Raw genomic sequence first — 22,130 nt, forward strand, 5'->3', positions numbered from 1 at the left:
TGGCGCGTCCCCGGAACTGGGGCAGGACATGATGGCGCGTCCAGGGATGTGGGGCAGGAGGTGGTGGGGCGTCTTGGGGGCAACGAAAAAGCCTCCGGAACCTGGTGGTTCCGGAGGCTTTCCTTGGGTGGCAGATGAGGGATTCGAACCCCCGTAGGCGTTGCCAGCTGATTTACAGTCAGCCCCCTTTGGCCGCTCGGGTAATCTGCCGAACTTCAAAAGAAGTACCCGCCGATGCAGTGTTGGGAAGCTCCGTTTCCGGCGCTTTCCGCTTCAGTAACCGCGGGCAAGACAACTTTACAGAACTTCCGGCGAAGAATCGAATCGGGGCTTCCAGTGGCCCAGATCCCTTGAAACCATGCGGAACTAAGGCCGGTCAGCCCTCGCCCAGAATGCGCCCGGCCAGCTTGGCTTCAAAGCTCAGCGCCTGCTCCTCGGTGATCTGGTTCAGCTGCACAGCGCGCTGCAGGTCGGCACGGACCCCGTCCATGCGGGAGGAAGCATCCGCCACGGGACTGAAGATGATGGAGGCCGCCACCGCTGCTGCCGCCACCGACGACGCCGCTGTAGCCACCGCCCCTGCCGCTGCGGTAGTGGTCCGGGTGACGTAACGGGCGGCTTTGCGGTGCATGGTGTTCCCTTCGAACTGCGGTACAACTGCTCCAACTCTTGCCAGCCCTCCTTCGTTCCTCCGGTACGTCCGCTGAGAGGGAACTGTGAATCAGGCGCCCCCACCAGCCGGGGCATCCGTACTAGGCTGGATGCCAGTGATCCAGGCCCTGTACCCGCACGGGGCTCCCATCAACAAAGGAGAGTCATGGCAGGCGAGTCAACGTTCGACGTCGTAAGCAAAGTGGACAAGCAGGAAGTCGCGAACGCGCTCAACCAGTCCCAAAAGGAAATCGCCCAGCGCTATGACTTCAAGGGCGTGGGCGCCGAGATCGACTTCAGCGGCGAGAAGATCCTCATGAAGGCCAACTCGGAAGAGCGCGTCAAGGCCGTCCTGGACGTCTTCCAGTCCAAGCTGATCAAGCGCGGCATCTCGCTGAAGTCCCTCGACGAGGGCGAACCCTACGCCTCGGGCAAGGAATACCGTTTGGAGGCCTCCATCAAGGAAGGCATTGCCCAGGACCTGGCCAAGAAGATCAACAAGCTCATCCGCGACGAAGCACCGAAGTCGGTCAAGTCGCAGATCCAGGGCGACGAGTTGCGCGTCTCCTCCAAATCGCGGGACGACCTGCAGGCCACCATGGCCCTGCTCAAGGACTTCGATGAAGCAGACCTGCAGTTTGTGAACTTCCGCAGCTAGCACTCCGCCGCCGTCTGAGACGCGGCAAAAACATATACGCCACGCAGAACGGCTGGCGCACCCGGAATACGGGGTGCGCCAGCCTTTTTGCGTATTCCGGCCGGTTTTACACAACGCGCACTGCCGGAAAGTAACCTCAGGACAATTACGGCACGTTTAGTTTGCGTAATCGACGCTGCCGGGTAATCTCTTCCTTAGGCCTGCCTAAGTAAGGGCAGCCTGAGCGAAAGAACACTTGATGACTGCCAACTTCCTCATCGGCCTGCGCGAAGGACTCGAAGCCACCCTGGTGGTGGTCCTCCTCATGGCCTACCTGGCCAAAACGGACCGCCGCCACCTCATTCCCCGGCTCTGGGTGGGCGTGGCAGCAGCGGTTGCCGTGTCCGTTGCCTTCGGCGCCCTGCTGACCTTCGGGCCGAAAGGCCTCACCTTTGAAGCGCAGGAGGCCATCGGCGGCACCTTGTCCATCGCCGCCGTCGGCCTGGTGACGTGGATGGTGTTCTGGATGGCACGCACCGCGCGGACCCTGGGAAGCGATCTAAAGAGCCGCGTGGACAAGTCAGCGGGCGGCGCCGGTTGGGGCCTGGCGGTGGTGGCCGCCATCGCGGTGGGACGCGAAGGCCTGGAAACCGCCCTCTTCCTCTTGGCTGCGGCCAAGGCCACCGGCGAGTCCACCCAGCCGCTCATCGGCGCCCTGCTGGGCCTGGCAGCCGCGGCCGGCTTCGGCTACCTGCTGCACCGGGGAGTCCTGAAAGTAAACCTCTCGCGTTTCTTCACCTGGACCGGGGCAGCCCTGATCGTCATCGCCGGCGGCGTCCTGTCCTACGGCATCCATGACCTCCAGGAGGCCGGCCTGCTTCCGGGCCTGCACTCCCTGGCCTTCGACATCAGCGTCGCCGTCCCGCCGTCGTCCTGGTACGGCACCCTGCTCAAGGGCACCCTCAACTTCTCCCCCGCCACCACCTGGCTGGAAGCCGGAGCCTGGCTGCTCTACGTGCTGCCCGTGCTGTTCCTGTACCTCCGCACCAACCACAAGGCACCATCCAGGCCCGCCGGCTCCCACGGCAACACGGCCGCCAAGGCCGTGGCCGCCGCCTAAGTCCCCTTCACCCGCACCAAAGGAATCCCCATGCCTGGCTTCACCCTGCCTCAGAACAGCTTGCCCAAAAATGCCCCCTGCGCCTTCCGCAGCAAGCGCGCCGCCCTGGCCGCCGCCGTCGTCGTCGTGCCGTTGATCCTCACGGGCTGCACGGACAACACCAAGGCCTCGGACACCTCCGGAGGCGCCATCGACGTGGTCAGCTCCAACACCGAATGCAAGGTCTCCGCCACCAGTGTGCCCAGCGGCAACCTCACGTTTTCAGTCAGGAATGAGGGCACCGCGGTCACGGAGTTCTACCTGCTGGCGGCGGACGGGCTGCGCATTCTTGGCGAGGTGGAGAACATTGGCCCGGGCCTGAGCCGCAACCTGGTGGTGACCGCCCCCGCCGGCACCTACACCACCGCCTGCAAGCCCGGCATGGAAGGCGACGGCATCAGGGCTGCGCTGGAGGTCACCCAGTCCGGCAACCAGCCCTCGGCGGACGCGGATTTCCAGAAGCTCCTGGACACCGCCACCACGCAGTACGCGTCCTACGTCAAGGACCAGAGCGAACAGCTGCTCACCGGGACCGAGCAGTTCGCGGCGGCCTTCGCAGCCGGTGACGCGGCGAAGGCGCGCGAGCTGTACGCGGCCACCCGCCAGCACTGGGAGCGGATTGAACCCGTGGCAGAGTCCTTCGGGGACCTGGACCCGCAGCTTGATGCCCGTGAGGCCGATCTTGAGCCCGGACAGGAGTGGACCGGGTGGCACCGCGCGGAGAAGGACCTGTTCCCGCCGGCTGGCTACACGGCCTTGACCGCCGCCGAGCGCTCGGTCATCGCCGACCGCATGGTGGCCGACACCAAGGACCTGGTGGGGCGCACCCGCACGCTGGAGATCTCCGCGGACATGCTGGGCAACGGCGCCAAGGAACTCCTGGATGAGGTTGCCACCGGAAAGGTGACAGGCGAGGAGGAGATCTGGTCGCACACCGATCTTTGGGACTTCCAGGCGAACGTGGACGGCGCCCGCATCGCCTTTGAGAGCCTGAAGCCTGCCCTGCTGCAGAAGGATGCCGCCCTGGCAGCCTCGCTCGATGACAAATTTGCCGCGCTGCAGGCGGAACTTGCCACGCATGCCCAGGGTTCCGGCTTCACCTCCTACGACAAGCTGGCGCCGGAGCAGGTCCAGCAACTGGCGTCCCTGGTGGACGCCCTTGGGGAGCCACTGTCCCGGCTCACGGCGGCGGTGGTCCTGTGACCGGCTGCCCGTTCAGCGCCCCGCCGCGTGAGGCTTCGGAGCCGAACACGGGCGCGGCTTCCGCTCAGGCATCCTCGGATTCCACGGAAGGGGAACGCCCGACGGCGGGCGCCCGCCTGAGCAGGCGCGGCCTGTTTGGCATCGCCGGACTGGGCGGTGCCGCCGCCGGGCTCGCCGCAGGTTTCCTGGGCCACGATGCGGTGGCGGCTTCCGCCGCACCGCCGGCCGTGGACAGTCCGGTGGTCCCCTTCCACGGGGACCACCAGGCCGGCATCACCACCCCGGCCCAGGACCGCCTGCACATGGCCGCGTTCGACGTCACCACCACCAAGCGCGAAGAACTCATCCAGCTGCTCAAGGACTGGACCCGGGCTGCGGAAGCGCTGACCGAAGGCCGCCCGGCCGGCGCGACCGGTGCGGTGGACGGCCCGTATGGAGCCCCGCCCGAGGATACCGGCGAGGCCCTGGACCTCAACGCGGGCAAGCTGACCCTGACCTTCGGTTTCGGCGCGGCCCTCTTCGAGAAGGACGGCGTGGCCCGCTTCGGCCTGGACGGGCGAAAGCCCGAGGCCCTGATTGACCTGCCGCACTTCCCCGGCGACGACCTGGACCCGGCCCGCAGCGGCGGGGACCTGGTGGTCCAGGCCTGCGCCGACGATCCCCAGGTGGCAGTGCACGCGATCCGGAACCTGGCCAGGATCGGGTTCGGAAAGGTCCGGGTGCGGTGGTCCCAGCTGGGATTCGGCCGGACCTCGTCCACCTCCCGCGCCCAGCAGACCCCGCGGAACCTCTTCGGCTTCAAGGACGGCACCAACAACCTCAAGGTCGAGGATGAGCAGCTGCTGGACCAGCATGTGTGGGCCCAGTCCGGGCGGCCCGAGGATGCCTGGTTGACTGGCGGCAGCTACCTGGTGGCCCGGCGGATCCGGATGCACATCGAGATCTGGGACCGCACGTCGCTGGGCGAGCAGGAAGGGCTGATCGGCAGGACCAAGGGCAGCGGCGCACCTCTGTCCGGCGGCGAGGAGTTCACGGAGCCGGATTTCACCCGCCAGGGCAAGGGCGGCAAACCCCTGATTCCGCTCGATTCGCACATGCGGATGGCCCACCCCAGCCAGAACAGCGGCGTGCGGATGCTTCGCCGGGGCTACAACTACACGGACGGTTCCGACGGCGTGGGCCACCTCGATGCGGGCCTGTTCTTCATTGCCTTCGTGACCGATCCCCGTACCCACTACGTCCCGATGCAGATGGCGATGGCCAAGGGCGACACCCTGGCCGTGGAGTACCTGAAACACACGGGCTCGGGGCTGTTCGCCGCCCCCGGCGGGGTGAAGCCCGGCGGATTCATCGGGGACGGCCTGTTCACGTAGCCGGTTGCCCGACCTCCGACGGCGGGGTCCCGGCTACGGCTGCCGGCCCGCCATCCGCTCCAGCCGTGCGATCCGGTCCCGCATGGGCGGGTGGGTGGCGAACAGCTTGTTCATGCCGCCGCCGCGGAACGGGTTGGCGATCATCAGGTGCGAGGCGTTGACTAGCCGCTGGTCCTGCGGCAGCGGGGCAATGCTGACGCCGCGCTCGATCTTGGCCAGGGCTGAGGCGAGCGCCAGCGGATCGCCGGTGAGCTGCGAACCGTCCTCGTCGGCGTCGTACTCCCTGGTGCGGGAGATGGCCATTTGGATCAGCGACGCCGCAAAGGGCGCCAGAAGGGCCATGGCGATCATGGCCAGCGGGTTGGCGTTGCGCCGGTCGCCACCGCCAAAGAACAGCAGCATCTGTCCCACCGACGTAATGACGCCGGCGACGGCGGCGGCCACGGACGAGGTGAGGATGTCGCGGTTGTAGACGTGCATGAGCTCGTGACCCAGGACGCCGCGGAGTTCGCGGGGGTCCAGCAGCTGCAGGATGCCCTCGGTGCAGCAGACGGCGGCGTTTTGTGGGTTCCGGCCGGTGGCGAAGGCGTTGGGGTTCATGGTGGGCGAGACGTAGATGCGCGGCATGGGCTGGTTGGCGCGCATCGAGAGCTCGCGGACAATCTGGTACAGCTGCGGTGCCTGGGCTTCGGTGACCGGAAAGGCCTGCATGGAGCGGATGGCGATCTTGTCGCTGTTCCAGTAGCCGTAGAACGTGGTGCCGACGCCGATCAGGGCCATGATCCAGATGGGCGCCGAACTGCGGGTACCCACGCCGATCAGCCCGCCAAGGCCCAGCAACACCGCCCACAGCACCCCGAAGAGTGCCGCGGTCTTCAGGCCGTTGTGATGGTTATGCACGTTTCCTCCTTGCTTAAGGAACGGCTTGCTAGGGCACCGGGTTCCGGGCATCGTACTTCCGGAAGCCTGGCTGGAGTTTCGCAGCGAGCCATGCCCCCGCGATGCACAGCGCACCGCCGAGCAGCAGGACCCAGCCCTCATTCAAAAGCTTAGTCGCGCCGCCGGCCAGCAGGTCCCCGATCCGGGGGCCGCCGGCCACCACCACGATGAAGACGCCCTGCAGCCGTCCGCGCAGGTGGTCGGGTGCTGCGGCCTGCAGGATGGTGTTCCGGAAGACGCTGCTGATGGAGTCGGCGATGCCGGCCAGGGCGCAGCAGGCGGCGGCGGCCAGCAGCCATAGGGTGACGGCACCGTCCGGCGCGGGCCCGGCGAGCAGCACCACCAGGCCGAACGCGCCGATGGACGCACCCCAGCCCATGACGGAAACCACGACGGCGGTCCCTTGGCGGCGCACGCTGCCCAGCGGCCCGGAGAACAGGCCGGCCAGGAAGGCCCCGACGGCGGTGCAGGCCAGCAGGATGCCCACGGTGGCCTCCCCGCCGCCGATCATGAGCGCCGCTACGGCGGGGAGCAGCGCGCGCGGCTGGGCGAGGACCATGGCCACGAGGTCGATGATGAAGGTCATGCGGAGGTTGGGCCGGGTCCCCAGGAACCGGAACCCCTCAATGACGGACCACAGGCCGGGCTTGCTGTGGTCGCCGGTGGGCGGCATGGGCGGGAGGCGGTAAACGGCCCACAGGACGAACGCGAAGCTGGCGAAGTCGATGGTGTAGGTCCACCCGAACCCGAGCCAGGCCACCAGGACGCCGGCCAGCAGCGGCCCGGCGGTCATGGCCAGGCCCAGGGACAGCATGCTCAGGGCGTTGGCCGCCGGCAGGAGTTCCTTGCGGATGAGCATGGGGATGATGGCGCTGCGGGCCGGCTGGTTGATGGCCTGGGCCCCGCTTTGCAGTGCCACCAGCAGGTACAGCACCCATACGTTGCCCAGGTGCAGCCAGGCCTGGAGCGCGATCAGGCCGGTGGTCAGCCACAGCACGGTGGAAGCCAGCAGGGCGATGCGGCGGCGGTCATGCGCGTCGGCGATGGAGCCGCCCATCAGGCCGCCTATCACCAGGGGAACCAGGGCGAAGATGCCGAGCAACCCGACGTAGAAGCTGTCCTGGGTCAGGCGGTACACCTCAAGGCTCACCGCCACCAGGGTCAGTTGGCTGCCGACGGCGGACACCGCCGATCCCAGCCAGAGCCGGCGGAATGCGGGGCTTTCCTTGAGCGGTGTGACATCGGCAAGTATTTTCCCCACCCCGCAACATTAGCGGGCGACACGATGAAGTAAGCCGCGCCTTATTGTGAGTTATTAATAATAAGTGCTTCAATGGAGCCATGACGGAGCACTTTGACGGCCAGGAAGCGTGGGCTGCAGCCCTGCGCGCCCACGGCCGCAGGGTGACCAAGCAGCGGCTCGCTGTACTCGCCGCCGTCGAACGCCACCCCCATTCCCCTGCCGAAAGCATCCTCGCCGCCGCCCGCACGGAACTGCCCGAACTCACGGCCCAGTCCGTCTATGTGGTCCTGGGCGACCTGACGGACCTGCACATGCTGCGCCGGTTCGAGCCGCCGCACTCCCCCGCCCTGTATGAAACCCGCGTGGGCGACAACCACCACCACGCCATCTGCATCAGCTGCGGACGCGTGGAAGACGTGGACTGCGCCGTCGGCCACGCCCCCTGCCTCACGCCGCACTGGAACCCGGACGCCAAGCCGATGACCATCCAGATCGCCGACGTCATGTACCAGGGCATCTGCCAGGAATGCCAGCAGGCCCAACAGCTTCCTCCCCACAGTCCCTCGCAAGAAAAAGAGAAATAGGAGAACAATGACTGCCGTTTCCACAACCCAGTCAGGTGCACCGGTTACGTCCGACGCACACTCAAAGTCAGTTGGTGCCGACGGTGCCATCATCCTGACTGACCACTACCTGGTGGAAAAGCTCGCCCAGTTCAACCGTGAGCGGGTTCCGGAGCGCGTAGTGCACGCCAAGGGCGGCGGTGCATTCGGTACTTTCAAGACCACCGAGGATGTCTCCAAGTACACCAAGGCCGCGTTCCTGCAGCCTGGCGTCGAGACCGAGATGCTGATCCGCTTCTCCTCCGTGGCCGGCGAGAACGGCTCCCCGGACACCTGGCGCGACCCCCGCGGATTCGCCGTGAAGTTCTACACCAGCGAGGGCAACTACGACCTCGTGGGCAACAACACCCCGGTCTTCTTCATCCGCGACGGCATCAAGTTCCCGGACTTCATCCACTCCCAGAAGCGCCTGCCGGGCACGCACCTGCGCGACGCCGACATGCAGTGGGACTTCTGGACCCTCTCCCCCGAGTCCGCACACCAGGTCACCTGGCTGATGGGTGACCGCGGCCTGCCCGCCTCCTGGCGCGAAATGCAGGGCTACGGCTCGCACACCTACCAGTGGATCAACGCCGAGGGTGAGCGTTTCTGGGTCAAGTACCACTTCAAGTCCAACCAGGGCGTGAACTCCATGAGCTCCGAGCAGGCCGAACAGCTTGCCGGCTCTGACGCGGACTTCTACATCCGCGACCTGTCCGAGAACATCGAGGCCGGCAACTTCCCGTCCTGGGACCTGCACGTGCAGGTCATGCCGTACGAGGATGCCAAGACCTACCGCTTCAACCCGTTCGACCTCACCAAGGTCTGGCCGCACGCTGACTACCCGCTGATCAAGGTGGGCACCATGGAGCTGAACAAGAACCCGGAGAACTACTTCGCGCAGATCGAGCAGGCCACCTTCGCGCCGTCGAACTTCGTGCCCGGCATCGCCGCCTCCCCGGACAAGATGCTGCAGGCCCGCATCTTCTCCTACGCGGACGCACACCGCTACCGCGTGGGCACCAACCACGCCCAGATCCCGGTGAACCAGCCCAAGAACCAGGTCAACAACTACAGCCAGGACGGCCAGGGACGTTTCCTGTTCAACGCACCCTCGGTTCCCGTGTACGCCCCCAACACTTTTGGGGGACCGGCTGCACTTGAGCCGCAGAACCCGGCCGGCGGCTGGGAGAACGACGGCGAGCTGACCCTTGCTGCGCACTCCCTCCACGCCGAGGACGGCGACTTCGTCCAGGCCGGCACGCTGTACCGCGAGGTCTACAACGAAGCAGAAAAAGCCCGCTTCCTGGAGACCATCACCGGTGCCGTGGGCGGTGTAAAGCGCTCCGACATCAAGGAACGCGCCATCCAGTACTGGACCAACGTCGACGCCGAACTGGGCGCCAAGCTGCGCGCCAACCTCGGCACGGTGGCTGCCCCCTCGGCTCCCACCTCGGATGCAGAGTCCGCCAACAAGATCGGCTGACCAGGCTTCCTGCCTGCTGACAGAAAAGACCACCCCGCCACAGGCTTCCTGTGGCGGGGTGGTCTTTTTGCTGGCCCTTTTGCACATACGGTCCTGGCGCTCTGGCCCGATCGCGCGGCTGGACCCTAGGCTCCCTTCATGGAAACATTTTCAGGCATTCCCCCGGAAGCCTTCGGGTTTTATGCGGAGCTCGAAGAGAACAACAACCGCGACTGGTGGCTGGAACACAAAGCCACGTACGACGAATCGGTCAAGGAGCCGCTCACCCTCCTGCTCTCCGAGCTGGAGCCCGAGTTCGGACCTGCCAAGCTCTTCCGCCCCAACCGGGACATCCGTTTCTCGATGGACAAGTCACCGTACAAGACTGCCCAGGGAGCCTTCGCCGCGCGCCAGGAAGGCGTGGGTTTCTACCTCCAAATCAACGCAGACGGGCTGTTGATCGGTGGCGGCTACCACTCCCACACGCCCGCGCAGCTGGCCCGGTTCCGCGCGGCCGCTGATGCGTCCGCCAGCGGCGCAGCCCTGCAGGACATCGTGGATGCCGCGGCCGGGGCCGGTTTTGCCATCGAGGGCGAGAAGCTGAAAACCGTCCCGCGGGGTTTCGACAAGGAGCATCCCCGCGCCGAACTGCTCAAGCACAAATCGCTGTCCGCGGGTGTCGAGGTGGGCCAGCCGGAGTGGGTGTCCACACCGGCCGCGAAGGAGCAGATCGCGGAACGGTGGCGGCAGCTGCGGCCGCTCGTGGAATGGGTGGGACGGTACGCGGCGCCGTAACCGGAACACTGCAACAGCAGAGCCGGGGCGCCGGGCGGGAAACAATGAAAGTCCGTAAACGCGGCTGCCCGCCCGGCGGAGGCCGGGCGGGCAGTTCAGCAGCTGGTGCGGCCGGCCATCAGGTCCGGCTCAGCTCATCCTCGTCCTCAGGTTCCGCGGCTTTGCTCGGAGCGGAACCAAGGGTGCCGTTGACCGTCGCGTTGGCTTCGGCGAAGCGCTCGTTGAGCCGTGAGTGGCGCTGGCCGTAGGCGAAGTAGATGGCCAGGCCCAGGACCAGCCAGAAGGCGAAGAAGATCCAGGTTTCCACGGCGAGGTTGGTCATCAGGTACAGGCACAGCACGGCAGACACGATGGGGACCACCTTGCCGAACGGAACGCGGAACGCAGGCTTCAGGTCCGGGCGCTTCCTGCGGAGCACCAGGATGCCCAGGCTGACCACCACGAACGCGGACAGCGTACCGATGTTGATCATTTCCTCGAGCAGGTCCACGTTGGTGAGCCCGGCCACGAGGGCCACCGCGGCACCGCAGATGACCTGGAGGCGGACCGGGGTGGACCGCTTGTCGCTGGTCTTGGACAGCGCCCGGGGCAGCAGGCCGTCGCGGCTCATGGCCAGCACCACGCGGGACAGGCCCATGAGGAGCACCATGATCACGGTGGTCAGGCCCACCAGGGAACCGAAGGCGATGACCTTGGCCGCGGAAGTGTCGCCCACGGCTTCGAAGGCCGTGGTGAGGGTGGGGCTCTTGGCCTCGGCCAGCTGGGTGTAGGACACCATGCCGGTGAGGGCGAGGGACACGAGGATGTAGAGCAGCGTCACCAAAGCCAGGCCGCCGAAGATTCCTCGGGGCAGGGTCTTCTGCGGATTCTTCACTTCTTCAGCGGACGTGGCCACCACGTCGAAGCCGATGAAGGCGAAGAACACCAGGGCGGCACCGGCGAAGATGCCCATGGTGCCGTACTGGGCAGGGGCAGCTCCTGTCAGGAAGCCGAAGAAGGACTGCTTCAGGACGTCTGCGGCGCCGGTGCCGGCCGTGGGCTCGGCTGCCGGAACGAACGGGCTGTAGTTCTCGAACTTCACGTAGGTGAAGCCCACCACGATCACGAACAGCACCACGGCGATCTTGATCAGCGTGAAGATGTTGCCCACGCGGGCGGAGAGCTTGGTGCCCAGCACCAGCAGCACGGTGAAGATGGCCACGATCAGGAATGCACCCCAGTAGAGGTCCACCCCGCCCAGCGAGATGGCCGGCGGGATGTCCAGGCCCGTGAGGGCAAACACCTTGCTGAGGTAGATGCCCCAGTACTTGGCGATCACGGCAGCGGCCGTGAACAGCTCAAGGATCAGGTTCCAGCCGATGATCCAGGCAAGGAGTTCGCCCATCGTGGCGTAGGTGAAAACGTAGGCAGATCCCGCCACGGGAATGGCGGTGGCGAACTCGGCGTAGCACATGATGGCCAGCGCGCAGGTGACCGCGGCGATCGCGAAGGAGAGCGTAACAGCGGGACCGGCAAAGTTGGCGGCAGCCTTTGCGCCGACCGAGAAGATACCGGCGCCGACAGCAACGGCGACGCCCATGATCATGAGGTCCCAGGTGCTGAGGGAACGCTTAAGCTTGCGTCCGGGTTCATCGGCGTCGGCGATCGACTGCTCGATGGATTTTGTCCGCAGAAGGTTCATTGGGGGTCACAATCCTGGTTTGTGAGGGAAACAGACCTATCAACGATACTGTCCATCCAATGGACGGTCCCAATTGTCCCGAATAGTGAGACAGCCCCGATGCCGAACATTCTTCTGCCAAAGCACTCGAGGCCCTCCGAATGGAGAGCCCCGAGTGCCTATCGATCGAACTTCCTAGGAGGGCCATTCCATCAGCGTGGACCGGATCAGGAAGCGTTTACCCTCAGGTGCTTCAACGGAGAAGCCGCTCCCCCGTCCCGGTACGACGTCGATGGTCAGATGGGTGTGGCTCCAGTAGTTGAACTGCTCCCGGGACATCCAGAACTCCAGCGGCAGCGGCTGCAATCCGTCCGAAAGGTCGAACAGCCCCAGCAGGACGTCCGCGTCCCCGGTGATGAAGTCCCCGGCCGGATAGCACATAGGCGAGGACCCGTCGCAGCAGCCGCCGGACTGATGGAACATGAGCGGGCCATGCTTGTCCCACAGCATCCGGAGCAGGTCCACGGCAGCCGGCGTGAGCGCCACCCGGGAGAAATCTTCCCCGGGCAGCGTCACGGCGGCAGCCAGCCCTTCGGCCGGCATCAGAACCTCAGCACCACGCGGCCGTCGATCTTGGCGTGCTTCATCTCATCGAGCACAGCGTTGACCTCCGACAGCTCCCGGACCGACACCGTGGGGTGGATCTTCCCCCGGGCATAGAAATCCAGGGCTTCCTCCATGTCCTGCCGGGTGCCGACGATCGAGCCGCGGACAGTCAGTCCCTTGAGCACAATCTCGAAGATCGGCGCCGGGAAATCGCCCGGCGGCAGTCCATTGAACACGATGGTGCCACCGCGGCGGGCCATCCCAATGGCCTGTCCAAACGCTGACGGGTGCACCGCAGTGACCAGCACTCCATGGCAGCCTCCTGTCTCCCGCTGGATCACCTCCGCCGGGTCCTCATGCAGGGCGTTGACCGTCACTTCAGCGCCGTGGACTTTGGCCAGCGCGAGCTTGTCGTCGGCGATATCCACAGCCGCTACACGGAGTCCCATGGCCACGGCGTACTGGACCGCGATGTGCCCCAGGCCGCCGATGCCGGAAATGGTGACCCACTGGCCCGGCCGGGTTTCGGTCATCTTCAGCCCCTTGTAGACGGTGACGCCGGCGCACAGCACCGGCGCCACCTCGACGGGGTCGGATCCCGCCGGTATGCGCGCGGCGAACCGGGAGTCAACCAGCATGTACTCGCCGAAGGAGCCGTCCACGCTGTAACCGCCGTTCTGCTGCGCCTCGCAGAGGGTTTCCCAGCCGGTGCGGCAGTACTGGCAGTCGCCGCAGGCTGACCACAGCCACGCGTTGCCCACCAGGTCACCGATGGCGAGGTCGGTAACCCCCTCGCCCAAGGCGACTACTTCGCCCACGCCCTCATGCCCGGGAACGAACGGAGGGGAGGGTTTGACCGGCCAGTCGCCTTCCGCGGCGTGGAGGTCGGTGTGGCAGACGCCGGTGGTCAGGACCTTGACAAGGGCCTGTCCCGGCCCCGGCTCGGGAATGGCGACGTCCTTGACCTTAAGGTCGGTGCCGAATTCGGTTACTACTGCTGCTTGCATTGTCGTCGTCATTGGCGAAATCCTTGCGTCGTTGTAGTGGTGCGGGCTGGGCCTAGAAGAAGCCCAGCTTGTTTTCGTCGTAGCTGACCAGCAGGTTCTTGGTCTGCTGGTAGTGGTCCAGCATCATGGCGTGGTTCTCACGCCCGATGCCCGAGGACTTGTAGCCGCCGAAGGCAGCACCTGCCGGGTAGGCGTGGTAGTTGTTGACCCAGACGCGGCCGGCCTGGATTTCACGGCCTGCGCGGTAGGCCACGTTGCCGCTGCGGGACCAGACGCCTGCGCCCAGTCCGTACAGGGTGTCGTTGGCGATGCCCATGGCGTCGTTGTAGTCGCTGAACCTGGTCACGGCCACCACGGGGCCGAAAATCTCCTCCTGGAAGATCCGCATCCGGTTGTGGCCTTCGAACACAGTGGGCTGGACGTAGAAGCCGCCGGCGAGGTCACCCGGAAGTTCGGCCCGCGCGCCGCCCGTGAGCACCTTGGCGCCTTCCTGCTTTCCGATGTCGATGTAGGACAGGATTTTCTCCAGCTGGTCGTTGGAGGCCTGCGCACCGACCTGCGTGTCGGTGTCCAGCGGGTTGCCCTGGATCATCTTTTCCACCCGGGCCACGGCGTCGGCCATGAAGGAGTCGTAGATGTCCTCCTGGACCAGGGCCCGTGACGGGCAGGTGCAGACTTCGCCCTGGTTGAAGGCGAACAGCGCAAAGCCTTCCTGGGCCTTGTCGTAGAAGGCGTCGTTTTCCTGGGCAACGTCATTGAAGAAGATGTTGGGGCTCTTGCCGCCCAGTTCCAGGGTGACGGGGATGAGGTTCTGGCTGGCGTACTGGCTGATGAGCCGCCCGGTGGTGGTTTCACCGGTGAAGGCGATCTTCCGGATCCGGGAACTGGATGCCAGCGGCTTGCCGGCCTCCACACCGAACCCGTTGACCACGTTCACCACGCCGGCCGGCAGCAGGTCCCCGATAAGTTCCATCAGCACCAGGATCGACGAGGGCGTCTGCTCCGCGGGCTTGAGCACCACGGTGTTGCCGGCGGCGAGCGCGGGCGCCAGTTTCCAGACGGCCATCAGGATGGGGAAGTTCCAGGGGATGATTTGGCCCACCACGCCGAGCGGTTCGTGGAAGTGGTAGGCGGTGGTGTTGTCATCGAGCTGGGAGAGGCTGCCCTCCTGGGCCCGGACGGCGGAGGCGAAGTAGCGGAAGTGGTCCGAGGCCAGCGGCAGGTCGGCGTTGAGGGTTTCCCGGACGGGTTTGCCGTTGTCCCAGGTTTCGGCGACGGCGAGCATCTCCAGGTTCTCGTCAATGCGGTCGGCGATCTTGTTCAGGATGGCGGCGCGTTCCGCCACTGAGGTCTTGCCCCAGGAGGGTGCGGCCTTGTGTGCCGCGTCCAGGGCCAGTTCGATGTCCTCAGCGGTGCCGCGGGCCACCTCGCAGAACGCCTTGCCGGTCACCGGGGTGATGTTCTCGAAGTACTGGCCCTTCACCGGGGCCACCCATTCGCCGCCAATCCAGTTCTCGTACCGGTCCTTGAAGGTGACCTTCGAACCGTCGGTTCCCGGCTGTGCGTAAACGGTCATGTGCTTAGCTCCTTTGCTGTGCAGAAGGCTGGCCCCGAAGGGGCGCTCGCCGATGAAGCCAGCGTAGGAGCGCGGAGGTTGCAGCAAGGTTGCAACGGTGCGATGCAGATCACAGTGCACAATGGCCGGCCCTGTGAAACGTCTGAAGTCAGGCGCGCAGTTCGGCTTCCAGCCGTTCCAGGTCGGCCACGACGGCGGCCCGCTTGGGTGAGCGCGGCGGCAGGAGGCGGAGCGCGGCGCGGCGGATGACGACGTCGGCCCTTGCCTCCGGGAGGGCAGCGTACCTGAGCAGGGACTCGGCGCTGCCGTCCGTAAGGACCGCTTCCCGGAGCAGGGAGGACACCCTGTGCCTCAGGTCGAGAATGCCGGGAGCCTCCGAGCGGGGAAGCACCTCGCCGCGGTAGATTTCCAGGGCTATCCGGTGCGCACCGCGCTGCAGGCAGCTGAGAACCTGGCCCGAATCCGGCACCAGGTCCAGCGGGAGCCGGTAGGGGCGTGAGCCGGGGACAGCGTCGGGACTCAGCTGCTGGATGACCTTGCGCAGCCGGACCATCTCGGCCCGCAGCGTGATGGTGGAACCCTCCCCCGGGTACAGCAGCGAACCGAGTTCCTCGGCGCTGAGCCCATCCGGATGCGCGCTCAGCAGGGCCAGGATCTCACTGTGCCGCGCGGACAGGGAAACGGTCCTGCCGCCCAGGCTGAGCAGGGCCTGGTCCCGGCCCAGCAGCTGGAGGCTGTTGCGGTAGAGGCTGCCTTCCGTGGCCCCCCGACTGCGCCCGGCGGCAGCCGGGGACCGCCGTCGGACGGGTTTGCTGGCGAGCTCCGCCGCAAGCTGCAGGCGCTCCACCCGCAGCTGCGCCTGTGCGGCAGCAACGGTGGCTTCCACCAGCGACAGCGTGTGCGGCGCCACCGCGGTGGCCGTCCCGGTAATGTCCACGACGCCGAGCACGGCGCCCGAGTCGGGGTCGTGGAAGGGGACGGCGGTGCAGCTCCAGGGGTGGACCGCCCGCTGGTAGTGCTCCGCCCCGGCGATCTGGATGCCCCTGCCCAAGGCAAGGGCGGTGCCGGGCGCGCTGGTGCCGACGCTGGCTTCGGACCAGTCGGCACCGGGAACGAACATCATGCCTTCCGCCCGGCGCTGGAGGGTGGGGTCGCCGTCCACCCACAGGAGCCTGCCCACCTCGTCGCCCACCGCAACCAGGAGTCCGCTGTCATGGCTGGGCTGGACCAGGAGTTTGTTGATGACCGGCATGATCGCGGCCAGGGGGTGCTGCCGGCGGTAGTCCTCCAATTGGTCCCAGTCGAAGGCCAGCGGCGCGGCCGCGTTGTCCGGGTTGGCCTTGAAGCTCGCCGAGCGCTGCCAGGACTCCCTGATGAGGTTGCGCAGCCCCGGAATCTCGGGGGTTGAGGCGGCGGGATCCGATCCCAGGCGCTCATGTCCGGCCAGCGCCGCTCGCTGGCGCGGTTCAGGGTGGAGCAGGTTCGTCATCGAACTCCCGTTCCGGAGTCTTGTCCGGCGATGCAGGGCCGGAGGGTGGCCCAGCCAGCATAGCTGGACAACAACCCTGTGTCATCGGTGGGCCCGGACGAGCTCTTCCAGGGCATCCGCTCCCGCCGCTGCTCCCCCGGCGGCCGCGTAGCCCGCCGCCACCCGGCGCGCCCCCAGCGCCTTGCCCACGGCCTGGTGGACGGCTGCCAGGAGCCGCTCGGGGGTGAGGTGCTTCCGGCTGAGCCGCACTCCGGCGTCGGCCGCCACTACCCGTGCGGCTACCTCGTGCTGGTCGCGGCCGAAGGGGACCACCACCACGGGGACTCCCTTTGAGAGCGCCTTCTGCGTTGCCCCCATGCCGCCGTGGGTGATGGCAACCGCGGCGCGATCGAGGACAGGGCCGTGCGGCACGAAATGCTCCAGCCGGGCATTGGACGGAACGGGCTGGAACCGGTCCAGGCCGGCGGCCCTGGCAGCGCCCGCAGAGCCGGCATGGGCAGCAGGCAAGGTGGCGACGACGGTAAAGGGCTCCCCCGCGAGGGCCGCCAGGGCGGTCCGGACGATGGCGTCATCCGCCTGGTACTCGGAGGACGTGGTCACCAGGACCAGGGGAGCGGTGACCTCTTCCAGCCAGGCTGGAGGTCCGGCCGGCGGTTCCCATTCGAGCGCACCGATCATGCGCACGTCCGGACCCCAGTCAGGGTGCGGGTACTCGAACGGCTCGGACGTAGCCACCAGCATCAGCGGCGCCGTGCGGAACATGGAATCGGCGCCGCTGACCGGTGGAAGGATGCCGCCGGAGATTTCGGCCCGCAGGGCGTTGATGCGCGGCAACATCAATTTTTCGACGGCTCCGATCACCAGGCGGCGGGCCACGGCGTCGCGGGCGCGTCCCAGCGGGCCCGGCATGGGGGCGAGTCCCGGACCGAACGGAGGCGTTCCCTTCGACTGCAGCGGTGGAGTGTAGGGGCTGAAGGTGGCCCACGGCAGGCCGGCGGACTCGGCCTGGATGCGGGCTCCCCACGCATTGATGTCGACCAGCAATAGGTCGGGGTCCACGTCGGCGATGGCCTTTTGCAGGTCAGGGGCATCGAAGCGGGCGCGGGCCGTGAAGGTCTCCACGCTGGAAGCCAATGCGGCCTTCGCGTTCCCGGCGCGGTAGTCGGTGGCCTCGACCGCCAGGATGCGGTGGTCCACCGGTCCGGCGTGGAACCCTGACTCCATGAGCTGGGGCGCCTGCCGTGGGAGGGTGCGGATGTGGACGTCATGGCCGCGGGCCTTCAGCTCCTGGAGCAGCGGAACCATGGGGAAGAGGTGGCCGATGGCGGGTGAGGTGTAGGCAAGGACGGTGGACATCAGGGCCTCCGCGTGAAGGGTTCCAGCATTTCGAGCAGGGAGTGGGCCACTTGGTCGCGGCTGAGCCCGGCCTCCAGGCGGAGCAGCTTCCAGGTGTAGACGTCGCAGAGGGCGACGAACTGGGCCAGCCGGCGGTCGTGGTCCGGGCTGCCCTTCAGGGGGTCAAGGAAGGGGTCGAAAACGCGGCGGCACCATTCGCGGTGCAGGCGGCGTGCTCCCCCGGTGATTTCTGCGAGGACGGGAGAGGTTTGTTCCTCGGCGAGCAGCTTCAGGGCCATCGCACCGGTGGTTTCGTAGTGCTCCAGGAGGTTGCCGACGGCGGCGCGAACGTCGCCGGGAGGGACAGCGTTGCGCTGGCTGTCCACCCTTGCCGTGGCCGCCCGGGCGGTGGCATCAATGAGGCCCGCACGGTCCCCGAACCTGCGGATGACGGTCTGGACCGTGACGCCGGCGCGGTCGGCCACCGCGCCCAGCGTGACCTCGGCGAGCGGACCCTCCATGAACAGGTCTTCGGTGGCCTGCAGGATCCGGCGCCCTGTCTCCGCCGCGGAGGTGGCACGTTTCGGGGAGCTGTAGTTGCGCGTTCCGGTCCCGGCCGCATTCATGTTAATCAGATTAACTCCAATGCGGCCCCGCGGATAGGGTCTACGCGCGGGAGATGCGGATCATCTCCTCGCGCGGCACCACCTTGATGCGCTCACGGACCACGTGGTCCAGGCCGTCGGGTCCGGCCCAGGCGGCACCCAGGCCTGCCTCGTGGGCGTCGAGCTTGTTCCACCCTTCCCAGGTGGTGTATTCGATGCCGCGCTCTTCGAGCAGGTCGATGATGGCCTGCGGATCCGGGTTCTTGGCTGCCGGGAGGCTGAGCCGGTCCTCCAGCAGGAAGCCGATGGTCTCCAGCGCATCACCCTTGGTGTGCCCGATCAGCCCCACAGGTCCGCGCTTGATCCAGCCCGTGGTGTAGATGCCCGGGACCGGGTTGCCGTCGGCATCCAGGACGCGGCCGCCTTCATTGGGAATGACGCCCCGCTTGGCGTCGTACTCCAGTTCATCCAGCGCCGAGCCATGGTAGCCGATGGCCCGGTAGACAGCCTGGACGGGGTACTCAATGTACTCCCCCGTACCCTTGGCGTTGCCGGTCCCGTCCAGCTGCATGCGCTCGAACTTGATGCCGCCCACCTTGCCCGAGCCGTCGTCGAGCACTTCGACGGGGCTGTGCAGGAAGTGCAGGTGCAGCCGGCGCGAGGAGGGGTTCTCGGATTCCGCGTGCTCCTCCACGAGCCAGTTGGTGAGGGTGTTCACCATGGTCTTCACCTGGTTGTTGCTGCGGATGGCCTCGTCCGAGGCTTCGTCGAATTCAAAATCCTCGGGGTAGAGGACGATGTCGACGTCGTCCATGTGGCTCAGTTCCCGCAGCTCCAGCGGGGTGAACTTGACCTGGGCGGGGCCGCGGCGGCCAAAGACGTGGACATCCGTCACCGGGGACGCCTTCAGGCCGGCGTACACGTTGTCCGGGATCTCGGTGGTGAGCAGTTCCTCGGGGTGCTTGACCAGCATGCGGGCCACGTCCAGGGCCACGTTGCCGTTGCCGATCACCGCGATTTCCCTGGCCTCCAGCGGCCACTCGCGGGGCACGTCCGGGTGGCCGTCGTACCAGGACACAAAGTCGGCGCCGCCAAAGGAGCCGCGCAGGTTGATGCCCGGAATCTCCAGGTCCGCGTCCTTGATGGCGCCCGTAGAGAAGATGACGGCGTCGTAGAAGGCCCGGAAATCGTGCAGCGTGAGGTCCCGGCCGTAGGTCACGTTGCCCAGGAACCGGATGTCGCCCCGGTCCAGGACCTTGTGCAGGGCGTTGACGATGCCCTTGATCCGCGGATGGTCCGGGGCTACGCCGTACCGGATCAGTCCGTAGGGCGCCGGGTAGGCCTCGAAGAGGTCGATGCTGACCTGGAAGTCGCCGTCCTTGACCCCGCTGGACTTGGTGAGGATGTCCGCAGCATAGACTCCTGCCGGTCCCGCGCCGATAATGGCGACGCGGAGGGGACGGTTGGCGGCGGTTTCGCTGTGATTGGACACCGGGAACCCTTCTGAACTGGTCCTGCTCATGTTTCATGACGGCGCGCGGCATGCTGCAGCGCACAGTCCCCCATTCTAGTTGGCAGCCAGGGCCACTACCTTGCCTTCGCGGTACAGGAGTGCCCGGAGTTCAGCTTCCGCCGAATCCAGCCGCTTCGGGTCGATGGTTTCGCCGTCGTGGTAGTGGTCCACCACCCGCGGGTCCACGTAGCTCTTGCGGGCGATGGAGGGGGTGTTTCCCAGCGTCTCCGCCGCGTCGTACATGGCGCGGCTGATGGCGCGTTTCCGTTTGGCAGCCGTCCGCTGGACTCCCGTACGGGCCAGGCTTTCCGCAGCGGCCACGGTCCCGCGCAGCGTCCGGAAGTCCTTGGCAGTGAAGTCGGAGCCGGTCCGTTCCTTCACGTAGGCGTTGATGTCCGCGCTGGTGACCGGGCGCCAGGTCCTGCCTTCCTTGTAGGCCAGCAACCGGGCGTTGGGGCCGCGCCGCTTGAGCAGTCTCAGGAGTACGGCGAGGTCGGCGTCGCGGAGTTCCGATTCCCAGTCCTTGCCGCTCTTGGCCGGAAAGCGCAGCAGGATCCGGTCCTTCCGCACCTGGACGTGGGCGCAGAGCAGGGTGGCCAGGCCCCGGCTGCCGTTCTCGTTGGTGTACCGCTCCGAACCCACCCGCAGGGATCCGCTGTCCAGCATCCGGAATGCCCCCGCCAGGACGCGGTCGCGGGTGAAGCCCTCGCTGCGCAGGTCCATGGTGACCTGCCGGCGGGCCGCGGGCAGCGATTCGGCCAACTGGAGGGAACGGTCAAACTTCACGCGGTCCTTCCGCTCGCGCCACTCCGGATGGTAGATGTACTGGCGGCGGCCCACCGCATCCACGCCGGTCGCCTGGATATGGCCGTTTTCGAACGGGGCGATCCAGACGTCGGTCCAGGCGGGCGGGATGCCGATGCTTTCCAGGCGGTCCCGGATGGGGCCGGGCGGCAGGGTTGAACCATCCAGGTCCCGGTAACTGAAGCCCTTGCCGGCGGCCACCCTGCGGTAGCCGCGGCCTGAGGCGTTGCTGCGCCGGAGCCTCATGGAGTGGGCTCCAGGAAAGGCGCACATGTCATGAAAGCAAGCCTACTGACTATTTTCTGGATTACCGCCTGTCTGCTGGAATACCTGCCCATCTGATGCTGTTATTGACTTCGTGCCTACGCCAGAAGGAACCTCCCCCGCCACCCCCGTTGCCACCTCCGCAGCCGCGCCGCCTTCGGTGGAGACCCCGGCCTTAAAGTCCTCGGCGGGTGGGGCTTCGGCAGGCTCCGCGCCGGCGGGTCCAAAGCCCGTGGCCAAGGATTCGACGGCGGGAATGCTGTTCGGCATCGGCGCGTACGTATTGTGGGGGCTGCTCCCGCTGTACTTCTTTATCCTGATGCCGGCGGGCGCCGTCGAAATCGTAGCGAACCGGGTGGTGTGGTCACTGCTTTTCTGCGCCCTCCTGATTACGGTGACCAGGGCATGGGGCGTACTTGCGACGGCGCTGAAGGACCGGCGGGTCTTTGGTTCGCTGGCGCTGGCCGCCTTCCTGATCGCCATCAACTGGCTGACCTATACCTACGGCGTCACCACGGGGCAGGCTGTGGAAACGTCCCTGGGCTACTTCATCAACCCGCTGGTCTCCGTGCTGCTGGGGGTGCTGGTCCTGAAGGAGAGGCTGCGGCCGCTCCAGTGGACCGCCGTCGGCGTCGGCTTCGTGGCGGTGGGCGTGCTCACCTACTCCTACGGCAAACTGCCGTGGATCGCCCTGACCCTGGCATTCAGCTTTGGCCTCTACGGCTTCGTCAAGAACCGGGTGGGATCGAGGGTGGACGCCATCACCAGCCTCAGCGTGGAGACCATGGTGCTTGCGCCGCTGGCCGCCGTGGCCATGGTGGTCCTCGCCGCAGGCGGCAGCTCCACGCTGACGTCCCAGGGAGCGGGACACTTCTGGCTGCTGCTGGCATCGGGCGTGATCACCGCCGTCCCGCTGCTCTTCTTCGGTGCATCGGCACGGCGGTTGCCCATGACCACCATCGGGCTGCTTCAGTACTTCGCTCCCGTCCTGCAGTTCCTGGTGGCGCTGCTGGTGTTCCGCGAGGCCATGACCCTTGAGAGGTGGATCGGTTTCGGGGTGGTGTGGCTGGCCCTGCTGGTGCTGACCCTGGACATGCTGCGGGCGGCGCGCAGGAACTCGCTGGCCCGCAGGGCCGCGCTCCGCCAAGGCGCCTGAACCGGCGCACCCGCTTCCCGCCAGCCCGTTTCCACGGCAGGGGCCGTC

Annotated in this window: 20 protein-coding genes and 1 tRNA gene; 8 read left to right on the forward strand and 13 right to left on the reverse strand. The window is 66.7% G+C overall.

Features of this window, described 5'->3' with window-relative positions; genetic code table 11:
• Positions 1 to 128 precede the first annotated feature (128 nt).
• Positions 129 to 210 (reverse strand) — tRNA-Tyr (locus tag ACTHQS_RS04590).
• A gap of 166 nt (positions 211 to 376) precedes the next feature.
• Positions 377 to 631 (reverse strand): hypothetical protein, encoded by a 255-nt coding sequence (locus tag ACTHQS_RS04595; RefSeq protein WP_440166460.1) that lies wholly within the window; start codon positions 629 to 631, stop codon positions 377 to 379.
• Between the two features lie 186 nt (positions 632 to 817).
• Between ACTHQS_RS04595 and ACTHQS_RS04600 the strand changes: the two genes are divergently transcribed.
• The 4 genes from ACTHQS_RS04600 to efeB all read left to right on the forward strand — a co-directional run bounded on the left by ACTHQS_RS04600 (position 818) and on the right by efeB (position 5,023).
• A complete protein-coding gene (locus ACTHQS_RS04600; RefSeq protein ID WP_440166462.1) occupies positions 818 to 1,309 on the forward strand; it encodes a YajQ family cyclic di-GMP-binding protein in 492 nt (163 codons plus the stop codon).
• A gap of 238 nt (positions 1,310 to 1,547) precedes the next feature.
• Entirely contained in the window at positions 1,548 to 2,408 is an 861-nt protein-coding gene (gene efeU / locus ACTHQS_RS04605; protein ID WP_440166464.1) for an iron uptake transporter permease EfeU, read from the forward strand.
• Positions 2,409 to 2,438: 30 nt separating this feature from the next.
• Positions 2,439 to 3,650 (forward strand): iron uptake system protein EfeO, encoded by a 1,212-nt coding sequence (gene efeO / locus ACTHQS_RS04610; RefSeq protein WP_440166466.1) that lies wholly within the window; start codon positions 2,439 to 2,441, stop codon positions 3,648 to 3,650.
• The gene (gene efeB, locus ACTHQS_RS04615; protein ID WP_440166468.1) at positions 3,647 to 5,023 is read left to right on the forward strand and encodes an iron uptake transporter deferrochelatase/peroxidase subunit; all 1,377 of its coding nucleotides are present in this window, start codon (positions 3,647 to 3,649) and stop codon (positions 5,021 to 5,023) included. Before efeO ends, efeB begins: the two co-directional genes overlap by 4 nt.
• Before the next feature lie 33 nt (positions 5,024 to 5,056).
• Here the strand turns inward: efeB and htpX are convergent, their stop codons facing one another.
• Entirely contained in the window at positions 5,057 to 5,923 is an 867-nt protein-coding gene (gene htpX, locus ACTHQS_RS04620) for a zinc metalloprotease HtpX (RefSeq protein WP_440166471.1), read from the reverse strand.
• 28 nt (positions 5,924 to 5,951) lie between these two features.
• The gene (locus tag ACTHQS_RS04625) at positions 5,952 to 7,223 is read right to left on the reverse strand and encodes an MFS transporter (protein WP_440166473.1); all 1,272 of its coding nucleotides are present in this window, start codon (positions 7,221 to 7,223) and stop codon (positions 5,952 to 5,954) included.
• A gap of 80 nt (positions 7,224 to 7,303) precedes the next feature.
• Between ACTHQS_RS04625 and ACTHQS_RS04630 the strand changes: the two genes are divergently transcribed.
• The 3 genes from ACTHQS_RS04630 (at position 7,304) to ACTHQS_RS04640 (ending at position 10,067) form a co-directional block, all read left to right on the forward strand.
• The gene (locus ACTHQS_RS04630; protein ID WP_440166474.1) at positions 7,304 to 7,789 is read left to right on the forward strand and encodes a Fur family transcriptional regulator; all 486 of its coding nucleotides are present in this window, start codon (positions 7,304 to 7,306) and stop codon (positions 7,787 to 7,789) included.
• 7 nt (positions 7,790 to 7,796) lie between these two features.
• Positions 7,797 to 9,293, forward strand: a complete 1,497-nt coding sequence (locus tag ACTHQS_RS04635) for a catalase (RefSeq protein ID WP_440166476.1) — start codon at positions 7,797 to 7,799, stop codon at positions 9,291 to 9,293.
• 138 nt (positions 9,294 to 9,431) lie between these two features.
• Positions 9,432 to 10,067, forward strand: a complete 636-nt coding sequence (locus ACTHQS_RS04640) for a DUF2461 domain-containing protein (protein ID WP_440166478.1) — start codon at positions 9,432 to 9,434, stop codon at positions 10,065 to 10,067.
• 118 nt (positions 10,068 to 10,185) lie between these two features.
• Here ACTHQS_RS04640 and ACTHQS_RS04645 read toward each other — a convergent pair whose 3' ends face one another.
• From ACTHQS_RS04645 to ACTHQS_RS04685, 9 genes are all read right to left on the reverse strand, one after another.
• Entirely contained in the window at positions 10,186 to 11,748 is a 1,563-nt protein-coding gene (locus tag ACTHQS_RS04645; protein WP_440166480.1) for an amino acid permease, read from the reverse strand.
• A gap of 174 nt (positions 11,749 to 11,922) precedes the next feature.
• A complete protein-coding gene (locus tag ACTHQS_RS04650; protein WP_440166482.1) occupies positions 11,923 to 12,330 on the reverse strand; it encodes a DUF779 domain-containing protein in 408 nt (135 codons plus the stop codon).
• Positions 12,330 to 13,352 carry an alcohol dehydrogenase AdhP gene (gene adhP / locus ACTHQS_RS04655; protein WP_440166483.1) on the reverse strand — a complete coding sequence of 341 codons (1,023 nt, stop codon included), beginning with the start codon at positions 13,350 to 13,352 and terminating at the stop codon, positions 12,330 to 12,332. The genes ACTHQS_RS04650 and adhP overlap by 1 nt, the downstream gene beginning before the upstream one ends.
• 40 nt (positions 13,353 to 13,392) lie before the next feature.
• Positions 13,393 to 14,916: an acetaldehyde dehydrogenase ExaC gene (exaC, locus tag ACTHQS_RS04660; RefSeq protein ID WP_440166484.1), complete on the reverse strand. Its 1,524-nt coding sequence runs from the start codon at positions 14,914 to 14,916 to the stop codon at positions 13,393 to 13,395.
• Between the two features lie 148 nt (positions 14,917 to 15,064).
• The gene (locus ACTHQS_RS04665; protein WP_440166486.1) at positions 15,065 to 16,405 is read right to left on the reverse strand and encodes a GAF domain-containing protein; all 1,341 of its coding nucleotides are present in this window, start codon (positions 16,403 to 16,405) and stop codon (positions 15,065 to 15,067) included.
• An 81-nt stretch (positions 16,406 to 16,486) separates the two neighbouring features.
• Complete coding sequence (locus tag ACTHQS_RS04670) at positions 16,487 to 17,761, reverse strand: glycosyltransferase (protein ID WP_440166488.1); 1,275 nt, start codon at positions 17,759 to 17,761, stop codon at positions 16,487 to 16,489.
• The gene (locus tag ACTHQS_RS04675) at positions 17,761 to 18,366 is read right to left on the reverse strand and encodes a TetR/AcrR family transcriptional regulator (RefSeq protein ID WP_440166489.1); all 606 of its coding nucleotides are present in this window, start codon (positions 18,364 to 18,366) and stop codon (positions 17,761 to 17,763) included. The genes ACTHQS_RS04670 and ACTHQS_RS04675 overlap by 1 nt, the downstream gene beginning before the upstream one ends.
• A gap of 40 nt (positions 18,367 to 18,406) precedes the next feature.
• Complete coding sequence (locus ACTHQS_RS04680; RefSeq protein ID WP_440166491.1) at positions 18,407 to 19,867, reverse strand: FAD-dependent oxidoreductase; 1,461 nt, start codon at positions 19,865 to 19,867, stop codon at positions 18,407 to 18,409.
• Between the two features lie 45 nt (positions 19,868 to 19,912).
• Positions 19,913 to 20,908, reverse strand: coding sequence for a DNA topoisomerase IB (locus ACTHQS_RS04685; RefSeq protein WP_440166492.1), 996 nt, complete (start codon positions 20,906 to 20,908; stop codon positions 19,913 to 19,915).
• 103 nt (positions 20,909 to 21,011) lie between these two features.
• On the opposite strand from ACTHQS_RS04685, the gene rarD reads away from it, so the two are divergent.
• Positions 21,012 to 22,082 (forward strand): EamA family transporter RarD, encoded by a 1,071-nt coding sequence (gene rarD, locus ACTHQS_RS04690; RefSeq protein WP_440166671.1) that lies wholly within the window; start codon positions 21,012 to 21,014, stop codon positions 22,080 to 22,082.
• Positions 22,083 to 22,130: the final 48 nt, after the last annotated feature.

The sequence above is a fragment of the Arthrobacter sp. SAFR-044 genome (assembly GCF_051965175.1).
In the GTDB taxonomy this organism is placed as follows: Bacteria; Actinomycetota; Actinomycetes; order Actinomycetales; family Micrococcaceae; genus Arthrobacter.